The sequence below is a fragment of the Micromonospora sp. NBRC 110038 genome, from assembly GCF_020884815.1.
In the GTDB taxonomy this organism is placed as follows: domain Bacteria; phylum Actinomycetota; class Actinomycetes; order Mycobacteriales; family Micromonosporaceae; genus Micromonospora; species Micromonospora haikouensis.
On record NZ_BBOL01000002.1, the window covers coordinates 834993 to 847951 of the forward strand.

At 72.6% G+C, this 12959-nt stretch carries 12 protein-coding genes and 1 pseudogene; 6 read left to right on the forward strand and 7 right to left on the reverse strand.

Annotation, left to right across the window (positions count from 1 at the left end; genetic code table 11):
• Positions 1-410: 410 nt before the first annotated feature.
• The 4 genes and pseudogenes from LPU61_RS11480 to LPU61_RS11495 all read left to right on the forward strand — a co-directional run bounded on the left by LPU61_RS11480 (position 411) and on the right by LPU61_RS11495 (position 3901).
• Positions 411-1616, forward strand: a pseudogene (locus LPU61_RS11480) (helix-turn-helix domain-containing protein).
• 270 nt (positions 1617-1886) lie between these two features.
• Complete coding sequence (locus LPU61_RS11485; RefSeq protein WP_229404877.1) at positions 1887-2504, forward strand: helix-turn-helix domain-containing protein; 618 nt, start codon at positions 1887-1889, stop codon at positions 2502-2504.
• 33 nt (positions 2505-2537) lie between these two features.
• Positions 2538-2819, forward strand: a complete 282-nt coding sequence (locus LPU61_RS11490) for a hypothetical protein (protein ID WP_229404878.1) — start codon at positions 2538-2540, stop codon at positions 2817-2819.
• Between the two features lie 845 nt (positions 2820-3664).
• Entirely contained in the window at positions 3665-3901 is a 237-nt protein-coding gene (locus LPU61_RS11495) for a hypothetical protein (protein ID WP_043964908.1), read from the forward strand.
• A gap of 175 nt (positions 3902-4076) precedes the next feature.
• Here the strand turns inward: LPU61_RS11495 and LPU61_RS11500 are convergent, their stop codons facing one another.
• The 5 genes from LPU61_RS11500 to LPU61_RS11520 all read right to left on the reverse strand — a co-directional run bounded on the left by LPU61_RS11500 (position 4077) and on the right by LPU61_RS11520 (position 7859).
• Positions 4077-4736, reverse strand: a complete 660-nt coding sequence (locus LPU61_RS11500) for an HNH endonuclease family protein (RefSeq protein WP_229404879.1) — start codon at positions 4734-4736, stop codon at positions 4077-4079.
• A gap of 201 nt (positions 4737-4937) precedes the next feature.
• Complete coding sequence (locus LPU61_RS11505; protein ID WP_229404880.1) at positions 4938-5438, reverse strand: hypothetical protein; 501 nt, start codon at positions 5436-5438, stop codon at positions 4938-4940.
• Positions 5439-5720: 282 nt separating this feature from the next.
• On the reverse strand, positions 5721-6179 hold the full coding sequence (locus LPU61_RS11510; RefSeq protein ID WP_229404881.1) for a lamin tail domain-containing protein: 459 nt from the start codon (positions 6177-6179) through the stop codon (positions 5721-5723).
• Between the two features lie 266 nt (positions 6180-6445).
• Entirely contained in the window at positions 6446-7078 is a 633-nt protein-coding gene (locus LPU61_RS11515) for a histone deacetylase (RefSeq protein WP_229404882.1), read from the reverse strand.
• A gap of 1 nt (position 7079) precedes the next feature.
• A complete protein-coding gene (locus LPU61_RS11520; RefSeq protein WP_229404883.1) occupies positions 7080-7859 on the reverse strand; it encodes a phosphodiesterase in 780 nt (259 codons plus the stop codon).
• A 239-nt stretch (positions 7860-8098) separates the two neighbouring features.
• On the opposite strand from LPU61_RS11520, the gene LPU61_RS11525 reads away from it, so the two are divergent.
• Positions 8099-9478, forward strand: a complete 1380-nt coding sequence (locus LPU61_RS11525) for a diguanylate cyclase (RefSeq protein ID WP_229404935.1) — start codon at positions 8099-8101, stop codon at positions 9476-9478.
• Positions 9479-9501: 23 nt separating this feature from the next.
• On the opposite strand, the gene LPU61_RS11530 is transcribed toward LPU61_RS11525, so the two are convergent.
• Positions 9502-10563: an aspartate-semialdehyde dehydrogenase gene (locus tag LPU61_RS11530; protein ID WP_043964903.1), complete on the reverse strand. Its 1062-nt coding sequence runs from the start codon at positions 10561-10563 to the stop codon at positions 9502-9504.
• Positions 10564-10567: 4 nt separating this feature from the next.
• Positions 10568-11833: an aspartate kinase gene (locus LPU61_RS11535; protein WP_043964901.1), complete on the reverse strand. Its 1266-nt coding sequence runs from the start codon at positions 11831-11833 to the stop codon at positions 10568-10570.
• 243 nt (positions 11834-12076) lie between these two features.
• Here LPU61_RS11535 and LPU61_RS11540 point away from each other — a divergent pair, with 243 nt between their 5' ends.
• Positions 12077-12883, forward strand: coding sequence for a hypothetical protein (locus LPU61_RS11540; RefSeq protein WP_229404884.1), 807 nt, complete (start codon positions 12077-12079; stop codon positions 12881-12883).
• Positions 12884-12959 lie beyond the last annotated feature (76 nt).

Genomic DNA, 12959 nt, shown 5'->3' on the forward strand with positions numbered 1-12959 from the left:
GAACACGAACCGACAACGTCCGGAACCTGCTCGTTGACGAGGGCCGCCACCGGTTGGCAGCGGCCGACAGCCTGTGTCCGCACCCCCAACGGGGGTCGGTGTGGGGTCCTCGTCGGCTGGGCGGCGGTCGAGCAGTGCGCCTAGGAGGCGTTGCCTGGGGCGCACGGTGAGGGCCCGGCCGGGATGCGAGCGCTACTCCCTCGCGTCGGCGTCGGGGGCACCAGGACGCACAGGACACCATTAATCGTCGTCAAGCGGTGACCGGCCGGGTCCGCGAGCGGCGGTCGCTACTTTCCATCAGTCTCGATGTACCGTCAGTAGTGGTTGTCCGCTGACTAAAGCTGAGCGGGTTCGTCATTCCGGCTGGGAGCGCCGTTGTGTCGCACGTCGATCCGCGTTTCGGGGCTCGGATGCGGGCTCTGCGTGCCGACCGGGGCCTGTCGCTGCGGGCGCTCGGGCAGCTCGCGCACCGGGGCAAGAGCCACCTCCATGATCTGGAGACGGGTGCCAAGGCTCCGACGCCCGAGACGGCCCGGCATCTCGATGAGGTTCTTCAGGCTGGCGGTGCGCTCGCGCGGCTGGTTGGTCAGCCTGTCGACCATGATGCTGAGGCCGACGAGTTGCTTGCCCGGGTGCGGGCCAGCGATGTGAGCGCCGAGACGCTCGCCCGGATCGAGGCCAGCGTCGACGGCCTGGCGAGCGCGTACGCGACGACCCCGCCGGCAGACCTGCTGCCGATGGTGCGCCGGCACCTGGCGTACGTGGGCCGGCTGCTGGATGGCCGGGGAACCCTGGTGCAGCGGCGGCGGCTGGTCGTTGCCGGCGGGTGGTTGACCGTGCTGCGTGCGACGGTGCACATCGACCTTCGGCAGCGTTCCGCAGCCGGCGCGCACCTGGTCGCTGCTGCGGCGCTCGCCGAACATGCCGAGCATGCGGAGATTCAGGCGTGGTGTCTGGAGACCCGGGCGTGGGACCGGCTCACCCAGGGTGAGCATCGGCAGGCTATCGACCTGTCTCAGCAGGCCCAACAGCTGGCACCTCGGGGCAGCTCGGCGCACATCCAGGCGACGGCGCAGGAGGCGCCGGGGGTTGGCCCGGGTGGGTGACGTGCGGCGGACCCGTGAAGCGCTGGACCGCCTGGAGCGGTTGACCGCGAACCTGCCCGTGCCGGAGCGAGCCGAGCACCACTACCGGTACGACCCGACGAAGGCGCTGGCGTACACGGCGACGACGTTGTCGTGGGCGGGTGACCCGGCTGCCGAGCAGGTGGCCCGGGTGGCGTTGGCGGAGTTGGACCCGCGCGGTGACGGGGGCGACAGGCCACGGCGGTCCGCGTCTGCCCGCCTCGACCTGGCCCTGGCCTTGGTCGCTGCCGATCAGCCCGATGAGGCAAGCGCGGTCGCCGCCGAGGCGATCCGTTCCGGGCGGGTGGCACCGTCGAACTGGTGGCGGGCGCGCGAGGTGCTGCGAAGGGTCGAGCAGACCGACACGGCAGAGGCGTCGGCGCTGCGCGAGGTGTACGAGGCATACCGGCCCGCCGGCTGACAGAGGACAGCCGACCCGCCCAGCGGACACCCGACACCTTTGAGCAACCGCCCGATCACTCAATGCTGTGAGCGAGGGCGGGATCGACGCGAACACGCCAGAGCGCCGAGACCCGCCCGGAGCCGGGCGCGGCGGTGTTGGTCCTTCCACGAGCACGCCGTCGCGCCCCTACCAGCGGAGGTGGGGAATGGGCGACACCGGTCCAGTCGAGGGCAGCAGGGGTGAGCAGATCCAGCAGACGGAACGGGAAGCTGCCCGACGGCGGATCCTGGCGCAGGCCGAGCAGGAACGTATACCGGCCGAGGAGACCACCCGGGCGGTGCCCGACCGGCGGTGGCGTCGTGAACGGCCTTGAGCTGTTGCCGGTGGGCCGGCGGGTGGCGCACTGGCGGGGGCGACGGCAGTTGTCGCAGCAGGTGTTCGCCGATCGGCTCGGCAAGTCCAAGAGCTGGGTGGACAAGGTCGAGCGGGGCGTCCGGTCCCTCGACCGGGTCTCGACCCTCCACGACATCGCCGCCGTGCTGCGGATCGGCGCGGCGGTGCTGCTGGGCCGGGACACCCAGCCCGCCGACGTGACCGGGCGGGTCGAGGGCGTCGAACAGGTCCGGGAGGCCCTGTCGACGTACGACATCGCGGTGGGTCACTCGGTCACCAACCGTGCCGTGGTGCCGGCGGATCAACTCGCGCGGGATGCTGCCCACACGTGGGTCAGCTTCCAGTACGCCCGGTACGCGCGGGTGACCGCGATGGTCCCGGAGCTGTTGGCCGGCGCGCAGCGCGCGCACGCCGACGACCCTGAGCAGGCGCGGGCGACACTGGTGGAGGCGTACCGGGTGACCGCGTCGCTGCTGACGAAGCTGGGTGAGGCCGAGCTTGCCTGGCTGGCCGCCGACCGGGCCATGCTCACCGCCACCGGCGATCCCATCCTGGTGGCCGCCGCCACCGTGCAACTCGGCTAGGCGCTCCGCGCCTACGGGCGGACCCAGGCAGCCGTGTCGACGGCCCGGGTCGCCGCCGCCCTCGACCTCGGCAACGCCCACGAAGCGGTCGTCTCCCTGGCCCAGATCCGCAACCGGCTGGCCCTCACCGCCCGCAAGATCCTCCGCGACCACCAACCCGGCAGCGACGGGCGTTGCCCGATCTGCCGGACGTCGGGATGCACCGTGGCCGCAGCCGCCCGCGACGTCATCGACACCGCCGAGGAAGTACAGCAGCGGAGAACAGCAACCCAGCCAGCCATACCGGACCGGGACGACCCCCAGCACACCGGATGACCTCGGATGACACCCGATCCGACCGGCCTGCCTGCCGATCAGTGCTGGTCGGGAGGCAGCAAACGACGCCTGCACCCGGCGGTCACCTCCGCTGGTCGAGTGCGCGCGTACCGGTTCAGCGTGGCGGATGCCCGATGCCCACGCCCCGCACCTCACCCCCCGGTTCCGTGAGGAACCGGTGACGAGCCCCCGACTGACGCAGCCCAAGGCCGGCACCACCCGAGCCGTGCGCGTTCTATCGCTGCCCGGAACCGGTCACCTGTCCGCCTACGTCCGAACGGTGTCCCGCCCCCACCGACAGGTGACTGGACGCGTGATATCTGGATCGTGACCGGCTCATCACCGGATGCTGCGACCGAGCGGGTTCGACACGGCCACCAGCACTGGCACGAGAACCTGGGACGCTCGCCAGGGACGAACGACCCCCTGCGGTAACAGAGGGTCGTCCTGTCCGAGACGTGCGCCGATCCATCTAGACAACCGACTCACTTCTCACCTGTTTAAACGATGAGAATCAGACAAGGGATCGGCTTGATCTCGCCAGCTTCTAGCCCTTTCAGGTGAACCGCAGCTCACCTGCGCAGTCCCGGAAGAGAATCCTTCCGTCTTCCACACTCCGAGATCGGAAGCCACGAAAGCGGGCATACGTTGCAAATCATGGGATGCCAGATGGTTTTGAGGCCAAAAGGTTGACCCGTGCCGCTGCCAAAGGCGGTCCGGGTCGTTCAACCACATGCCAAGGCCTTGAGCGTCGCACTCTCAGGCGGTAACCAACGGGTGCATGCACGGCGCGAAAGACCTTGGAGTCCGAGACGATGCACACATCGATCCATCAAGGGGGGCTAATGCCCGACAACCATCACGAGCAGTACCTGTTGGCCCAGCGAGACCTACTGATCTTGCTGGTAACGGCAAGCGTGGGTCTACTGGCCGCAACGGTCACCGGTCTGACCGTAGGGATGCAGACAGGGTCAGCGATCGGCACGGGCGCGGGGATCGCCCTGGGCATCGCTGCCGGCGTCGTAACTCTCGTTCTGACCGGCCTGGTCGTCGCAAGCAGGCTACACAAGCTCGTGCAGTAACGGCTCACCAGTGAGTGCCCTGTCTCGGAATCAGAGGGGCAGGGCACTCCGAGGCTGTTTCGGATCGCCCGAACAGCCGCAGCCTTCGAAACCCGGAAACGATCACAGATGCCGACGTCATGAGCCGGCCACTCTGATGATGTTCTGCCGGGGTGCACGACCGTACGGCAGTGGCTCAGTACGCGTACGTCACCGAGATGGTGACGTTGGGGCAGGAGCTGGCCCAGCTCGTCAGGGCGTCCTTCTCGGCCGTGTCGACGGTGAGCCGCCAGCGGGTCTTGGTGGCCACCCACTCGTTGACGTAGCGGCAGCGGGCGGAGCTGTACGACGGCATCCAGGTGGCCGGGTCCTGATCGCCCTTGGACTGGTTGACGTTGTCGGTCACCGCGACCAGCGGGCGGGAGTCGCCCAGGTCGTTGGCGTACGCCTGGCGGCGGCTGGTGGACCAGTTGCGGGCGCCGGAGTCCCACGCCTCGGCGAGCGGCACCATGTGGTCGATGTCGACGTCACCAGTGGCGGTCCAGTAGGCGTTGTCGTAGTAGGAGTACCAGCGTCCGCCGGAGAGCGTGCAGGTTCCGCTGATCGTGGGCGCGGAGACCGCCTCGGCGAGCAGCACCTCGTTGCGGGTGTTGCAGCCGTCGCCGTCGGCGTCGATCCAGTGCGGGAAGAGGTCCCGGCTGTAGCCGGTGCGGATCTCGGTGGCCACCGGCAGGGCCGCGACGGCGGTCTGCAGGGGCGCGGAGTAGCTGGCGGCCCAGGCGGGGTCGGCCAGGCCGATGGTGGCGACGAGGGCGGCGGCGAGGGTGGTCGCGGCCATGCGCGGCGTGCGGTTCATGGTGCTCCGTCCGGGTAGGCGGGATGCATCGTCTTCCATGTATATAGACACAGACGACATTCCCACAACCAGAACCCGCAGGTGAACGCTTCGCGAAACCTCGAATGACGGATGATCGAGGATGACTTAGAGGTCGAGCAGCATCCTTCGGTACGCGCCGACGTCGCCGGTGTCGACGTCCCGGAGCAGCACGCGTACGCCTCAGTCGTTCAGCTCGGTGCGCCGGATCTCGGCGAACGCGGCGGTCAGCAGGCCGTCGAGCGGCCGGTCCGGCGCAGCCGGAGGCCCTTCCGAAGCGTCCGCGGTCAGCAGGTGGGCGAGGAGCAGCGGCGCGTGCCGGGCCAGCGCGGCCGGATCGGGCGGGGTGGGGTCGTCGCCCGGGTCGTACACGCCGAGCGCGCCGGCCAGCAGCACCAGCACCACGTGCGGGTCGACGTCCGGCCGCCAGCTCGCCGCGCCCCGCACGCACGATTCCAGCACCTGCCGGACGTCGTCGCCGTCCAGCCCGTCGGGGTGGGTCTCCTCCAGCAGCAGGCGGACCACCGCGCCGAGGACCAGCCCGGACCGGTCCGCCCCGGCGAGCCGGTCGACCGCCTCGTCGTACGCCTCGGTGTCCCGGACCCGGGCGGCGGCCACGGCGTCGGTGGCTGCCCGGGCGATCTCGCGGGCCGGCGCGGGCAGGTGTCGCCAGGTCGTCGTCATCGCTCCCAGGATGGCAGACCCACCCGGCGTACGGCGCGCCGAGCCCGGCCCGGCGGGAGGCCACCGTTCGAGATCGTGCTCGATCCGGGATCGAGTGGCCTCCGAGCCGGGACCGAGGCCACTCGATCCGGGATCGAGCACGATCTTGCCAAACGGCACGTGCCCCCGCAGCGCCCGAAGGGTCTGACCCCGCCAAGCGGCACGTGCCCGCGCAGCGCCGGGAGGGTCTGCCGCTGGCGGCCGGCTCCCCCCTCATGAGAGCCGGCCGACCAACAGACAGCGTCAGCAGTTGGTGTAGCTGCCGCTGCTCCCCCACGAGCAGGAGTCGATGGTCTTGCCCGCCGTGTCGCGCACGTACGCCGTGTCGCCGCTGTTGTTCCAGATGTACGCGCCCGACCCCCAGTACCGGTGGGTCGAGGTGTTGGTGCCCTTGCCGGTGTGGATGGTGACGCTGGCCCCGGCGGCGAGCTTGAAGTCGCTGGTGAACGTGTAGATGTGGCTCGACTTGTCGCGCAGCGTCCACGACTTGAGGTTGACGGTCGTGGTCTTGCGGTTGGTCAGCTTCACGTACTCGGCGTTCAGGCTGCTGTTCGACCGGTCGTCGGTGCCCGGCGAGTTGTAGTAGGCCTTGGTGATCTGGATCGCCGGGGTGGCGGCCTGCGCGGGCGCGGCCAGGGTGAGCGAGCCACCGACGGTGACGGCGAGAGCGACGGCGATGCCGGTCAGCCTCTTCTTCAACACGATCCCCCACATGCTGACGGCCGGCCCTCGACGGGTGCCGGCGCGGAACGTGAGCAGAGGCTATCGGCGTCGGACGGCCACTGTGGATGGTTCGACACCCGCGCCGGCAACTACGCCCGCAGGGCCCACCGATCGCGGCCGAACGGTGCCGAGGGACCGCGCGAACGGCGACGCAGCGTGACGCGAACGGCGGGAGAACACGGGGCGAACGGCGACGCAGCGTGACGCGAACGGCAGTACCGGGGCACGTCCCGGGCGGGCGAGCCTCACCCGGCGAGTGTGGCCGCCACCAACGAGTCGACGGCCCGAGGGTCCCAGCGGTCGGCGACGCCGGGGCGGCCCGCCAGGTAGCCGGCGATGCGTGCCGGCTCCCAGCCGTGCGCCTCGCGCAGGCCGGCGGCGAGCATCGCGAGGTACCCGGGGGCGGGCGCGGTCCACTCGACGTCCGCCGCCCGCCACGGTGCGGTGAAGGTCAGCATCGGCACGCCGTCGCGGAGCCCGGTGCACAGCAGCGTCTCGTAGCGCCCCGGGCCGAGGGTGGCCCGGCCGTGGGCGACCGCGACGCCGATCAGGTCGAGGTCGGCGCCGGGCTCCCGGTACATCTCCTGCGCGGCGACGTCGGCGAACTGTTCCCGGGTGAGCAGCCAGGCCCGCGCCGCCGCCGTGCCGGGCAGCCCCGGATCGTAGAAGGCCATCCCACCGGTCCAGGCCCGGGACTCCCCTGCGAAGTAGATGCCGCCGGGCACCAGCACCGCCGCCGACCGGCGGGGCGGCCGGCAGTCCCGACATCCGGGGTACGTCCGCAGCCCGCCCGGCGGCCGGCCCCCGCCCAGATACCAGCCGAGCCGGTCGGCGTGCATGTTCGAGCCGTAGGCGACGTACCAAAGAAGTTCGCGCACGTCAGTACGCGCCGGTGCGGGCCGCCGCGTGGCTCACCTGCACGGTGTGGGTGACGCAGCCGCCGTCGGCGACGAGGTGCAGCAGGAAGGCGGTGGGTTCGAGGGCGTATCCCATCTCGTCGCCCTCGTCGAGGGTGAGCGACGACTGCCGCCAGGTGCTCGGCGCGGTGGTCAGCACCGTGCCGGCGAAGCCGACCGTGACGGGGCGGTGCACGTGCCCGGCGACGACCCGGACGACGTGCGGGTGGGCGGCCACCACCGTGGCGAGGTCGTCGCCGTCGAGCAGGCGCATGCCGTCGAGGTAGGGCAGGCCCACCGGGACGGGCGGGTGGTGCAGGCAGACGACGGCGGGCAGCCCGGGCCGGCGGGCGAGCGTCTCGTCGAGCCAGGCCAGTTGCTCGGGGCCGAGCCGGCCCGCCGGCTCGCCGGGGCTGACGGAGTCGAGCACGACGATGGTCGCGTCGGGCTGCTCGACGGCGTAGTGGGGGAGGTAGCCGCCGCCGAGGTGCGGGGTGCCGCCGAAGATGTCGAGCAGCGACTCGCGGTCGTCGTGGTTGCCGGCGACGAGGTGCACCGGCACCGGGAACCGGGCGATCAGGTCGCGCAGCGCGACGTACTCCTCGGGGCTGCCGTGCTCGGTGAGGTCGCCGGTGATGACGACGTGGTCGGGTCGGGGGCGCAGGCCGAGCACCCGGCCGAGCGCCCGGTGCAGCGCGGCGGCGGGCTCGGCGGCGAGCGGACCGGTGGTGAGGTGGGTGTCGCTGAGCTGGGCGATGAGCATCGCGTGCCTCCAGGTCGACCGGTGTCTTCAGGCTATCGCCGCCGCCCTCGGCCCACGGCCCCGTCCACAGGCCGCGTCCACAGCCTGTGGATAGCACATGTGTACGAAGTAAATGATCTTGGTGGCAGCCTGCTGAGCTGCGGTGAGTACGCTTGGTCGGGCCGCTTCCCTCCCCTGTCAGGAACCACGTGCGCGTAGATCACCACCGGGTCGTCCGGGACGTCACGGTCCGCCTGCCGATGGCGTCGACCGCCGTCGAGGCGTGCCAGTGGACCGTCACCGCGCTGGCCCGGTACGCGCCGGCCACGATCTCCGTGCTGCTCCAGGTGCGCGACCGGCTGCGCTGCGTCGCCGCCACCGGCGCGTGGCAGGTCTTCGCCACCGTCCCGCCGAAGGCCGGCGTCGTCGGCCGGGTGTACGCCTCCGGCGAGCCCGCCACCGTCGCGGACGTGGCCGCCGACCCCGACTACCTCCCGGTACGCCCCGACGTGACCGCCGAGGTCTGCGTGCCGGTCCTCGACCCGGCGGGTCGGCCGATCGGGGTGCTCGACCTCCAGTGGTCCGGCCCGGTCGAGCTGGACGCGTGGCGGGAGACCGCCGAACGCGTGGCCGCCCGGCTCGGCGCCCGGATCACCGCACTGGGCGGCCCGCCCGCCGAGACCCGCAGCGAGAAGCTGCTGCGGCACGCCGCCGCGCTGACCGCCGCCCCCACCGAGTGGGACCTGATGACGGCGGCCATCTGCGCGGCCCGGGAGGTCTCCACCCTCTCCGCGGCCGTGCTGCTGCTGTCCGGCGGCGGGAGGGGCCCCCGGCTGGGCGCGCCCACCGGGGCACCGGGCGAGCTGGAGTCCCGCATCCGGGCCGAGCTGACCGAGGCGGGCGCGCCGGCCCTGCACCGGATGGTGACCCGCGCCCACCGGCACGGCGCCGGCTACACCCTGGGCGAGGCGGGGCACCCGCCCACGGAGGAATATCGGCCGCTCGCCGACGCCGGGGTGCGCACCCTGGTGGCGGTGCCCGTCGGGCCGCCCGACGGCGGCGGGGTGCTGCTGGTCGCCGACGAGCGGCTGCTGCGGCCCGACCCGACGACGGTCAACCTGATGGAGCTGCTCGCCGGGCAGGCGTGGACGTGCCTGGACCGGCTGCGTACGCTGGCGCGGCTGCGCGAGCAGGCCAGCTCCGACCCGCTGACCGGGCTGCGGCACACCGGGCCGTTCGGGCAGCGGATCGCGCGGGCAACCCCGGGGCGTACGGCGCTGCTGGCCATCGACGTGGACGGCTTCAAGGCGGTCAACGACACGTACGGCCACCAGGCCGGGGACCGGCTGCTGGTGGGGCTGGCCCGAGCGCTGGAGGCGGCGCTGCGTCAGGGCGACGAGCTGTACCGGATCGGCGGGGACGAGTTCGTCGCCGTGATCGAGGTGAACCGCCCCGAGGAGGCGGTACGCATCGCCGAGCGGCTGGCCGAGGCGGCCCGGGGCACCGGCCGCACGATCAGCGTCGGCGTCGCCCTGCCCCGGCCGGGCGAGTCGCCCGAGCAGACCCTGCGCCGCGCCGACCAGGCCCTCTACGCGGTCAAGCGCCAGGGGCGCGACGGCGTACGCCTGGCCGCCGCCTGAGCGGCCGCCTCACCGGGAGGGCGTCAGCGGGCGGTCAGCTCCTTGGCCAGCAGCTCGCCGATCTGGGCGGTGTTGAGGGCCGCGCCCTTGCGCAGGTTGTCGCCGGTGACGAAGAGGTCGAGGGCGCGCGGGTCGTCGACGGCGCGGCGGATGCGGCCGACCCAGGACGGGTCGGTGCCCACGGCGTCGATCGGCATCGGGAACTCGCCTGCGGCCGGATCGTCGACCAGGATCACGCCGGGGGCGTTGCGCAGCGCCTCCCGGGCGCCCTCCGCGTCGACCTCGGTGGCGAAAACGGCGTGCACGGCCACGGAGTGGCCGGTCACCACCGGCACCCGTACGCAGGTCGCGGAGACCTTCAGGTCGGGCAGGCCGAGGATCTTGCGCGACTCGTTGCGCATCTTCAGCTCCTCGGACGACCACCCGCCGTCGGCGAGCGAGCCGGCCCAGGGCACCACGTTGAGCGCCAGCGGGGCGGGGAACGGCCCCAGCTCGTCGCCGACCGCCTGCCGCACGTCGCCGGGGCGGGAGCCGAGCACCCGGTCCCCGGCGATCTTGCCGAGCTGGAGGTGCAGCGCGTCCACCCCGGCCTGCCCCGCCCCGGAGACCGCCTGGTAGGACGCCAGGACCAGCTCGCGCAGCCCGTACTCGCGGTGCAGCGGGGCGATCGCCACGATCATCGCGAGGGTGGTGCAGTTGGCGTTGGCGACGATCCCCCTCGGCCGGTTGCGCACCTGCTCGGGGTTGATCTCGGGGACGACCAGCGGGACGTCGCGGTCCATCCGGAACGCGCCGGAGTTGTCGACCGCCACCGCGCCCCGGGACACCGCGACCGGAGCCCACTCGGCGGAGACGTCGTCGGGCACGTCGAACATGGCCACGTCGACGCCGTCGAACGCCTCCGGGGTGAGCGCCCCGACGGTCAGCTCCTCGCCCCGGCAGCGCACCCGCCGCCCGACCGACCGCTCGGAGGCGATCAGCCGGATCTCGCCCCACACGTCGCGCCGCGACGACAGCAGCTCGCACATGACGGTGCCGACGGCACCGGTCGCCCCGACCACGGCGAGGGTGGGCCGCGCCGGCACGGCGTTACCGCCCGGTCCCCGCGTACACGACGGCCTCGGTGTCGCCGCCCAGCTCGAAGGCGTCGTGGATGGCCCGGACGGCCTTGTCGAGGTCGGTGTCCCGGCAGACCACGGAGACCCGGATCTCGGAGGTGGAGATCATCTCGATGTTGACGCCGGCAGCGCCGAGGGCGGCGAAGAAGCCGGCCGCGACGCCCGGGTGCGACCGCATCCCCGCGCCGATGAGCGAGACCTTGCCGACGTGGTCGTCGTAGAGCAGGCCCTTGAACTTGACCGGCTCCTGGATCTTGCTGAGCGCGGCCATGGCGGTCGGGCCGTCGGTCTTGGGCAGGGTGAACGAGATGTCCGTGCGGCCGGTGCCCTCGGTGGAGACGTTCTGCACGATCATGTCGATGTTGATCTCGGCGCTGGCGACGGTGTCGAAGATCCGCGCGGCGGCGCCCGGCTCGTCCGGCACCCCGACGATCGTGATCTTCGCCTCGCTGCGGTCGTGGGCGACGCCGGTGATCAGTGCCTGTTCCACAGCAAGGTCCTCCATCGATCCGGTGACCATCGTGCCGGTGTTGGTCGAGTATGACGAGCGGACGTGGATCGGCAGCCCCGCGCGGCGCGCGTACTCGACGCTGCGCAGGTGCAGCACCTTCGCGCCGCAGGCGGCCAGCTCCAGCATCTCCTCGTAGGTGACGTGGCGGATGTGCCGGGCGTTCGGCACGATCCGGGGGTCGGCGGTGAAGATGCCGTCGACGTCGGTGTAGATCTCGCAGACGTCGGCGTGCAGCGCGGCGGCGAGCGCCACGGCCGTGGTGTCCGAGCCGCCCCGGCCCAGCGTGGTGACGTCCTTCGTGTCCTGCGAGACGCCCTGGAAGCCGGCGACGATGACCACCGCGCCCTCGTCGAGCGCGCCCTTGAGCCGCCCCGGGGTGACGTCGATGATCCGCGCCTTGCCGTGCACGGAGGTGGTGATCACGCCGGCCTGCGAGCCGGTGAACGAGCGGGCTTCGTACCCCAGGTTGTGGATGGCCATGGCGAGCAGCGCCATGGAGATCCGCTCCCCGGCGGTGAGCAGCATGTCCAGCTCGCGGCCCGGCGGCAGCGGGCTCACCTGGTTGGCCAGGTCGAGCAGCTCGTCGGTGGTGTCGCCCATGGCGGAGACCACCACGACCACGTCGTCGCCGGCCTTGCGGGCGGCGACGATGCGCTCGGCCACCCGCTTGATCCGCTCGGCGTTGGCGACGGAGGATCCGCCGTACTTCTGCACCACGAGTGCCACGACGGTGCACTCCCTCCCCGCGTCCTTCGAGCGTGTCGCACCGCCGGCAACCAGCCGGTGGCACCTTGTCAGACCCCATCAGGGTATCCGGCGGCCCGGAAGGCCGGGTCGGGTGATCCCACCATCCGGCCCGCCCGACCGGCCGGGCCGCGCCCTCACCAGCCCGCCGACGGGTACGCGACACGCCCACGCAACGGCGTCGGCGGGGTCCCGGGCGCGGCCCGCGCACCGCAGAATGACCCGGTGCACGCCCACCTCCGCGCGGCCCGGCGGCTGACCGGCGTCGCGGCGCTCGCCGTCCTGCCGGCCCTGCTCGCCGCCTGCGCCGACGATCCGGCCCCCGCGCCGGCCCCGCCGACGCCCACCGACCCCGCGCCCGCCGCCGCCGACGCCGCCCGCGACGAGTTGGCCGCCCTGGCCGCGGCGGCCCAGGACCGGAGCTTCACCGCCCGCTACACCCTGGCCGACGGCACCGGTTCCGACCGCTCGATCGTGGTGACCAGCGCCGCCGACGGCACCTGGCGGGTGGACGTGCCGGGCGGGGCGCTGGGCGGCACGGCGGACGTGTCGCTCGCCGCCACGGCCGACGGGCTCTACCAGTGCGGCCTGCCGTCGGCGGGCCGGCCGGAGCCGGCGAGCTGCGTACGCCTCGGCGACCCGACGGACACCGTCCCGCACCGGCTGGACCCCCGGGTGCAGCACCCGTTCACCGACTGGCTGGAGGTGCTCACCGACCGGCGGGCCCCGCTCGCGGTCTCCCCGGCCCGGCCGCCGCAGGGCGCGAGCGGGTCCTGTTACTCGGTCGACACCACCTCGGCCTCGCTGAACGCCCCGCTGGACGTCGGCATCTACTGCTACGCCCCGGACGGCACCCCGACGGCGGTGCGGACCACCGGCGGCACGCTCGTCCTGGCCGGGCCGGCCGGCCCGGGGCCCGCGACGGTGCAGCTGGCCGGCCCGGTCACCGACGGCGAGCCGCTCGGCGTCGCCGCGCCGGAGCCCTCGGCGGAGTCCTCGGCGGAGACGCCGTCGGGCACGGCAACGCCCTGAACGACTGTCCGTTACGGGTGGCTCCGGCCACATTCGCCCAACCCGTGGGCGGGGTGAAAAGTCCGATACGGCATGC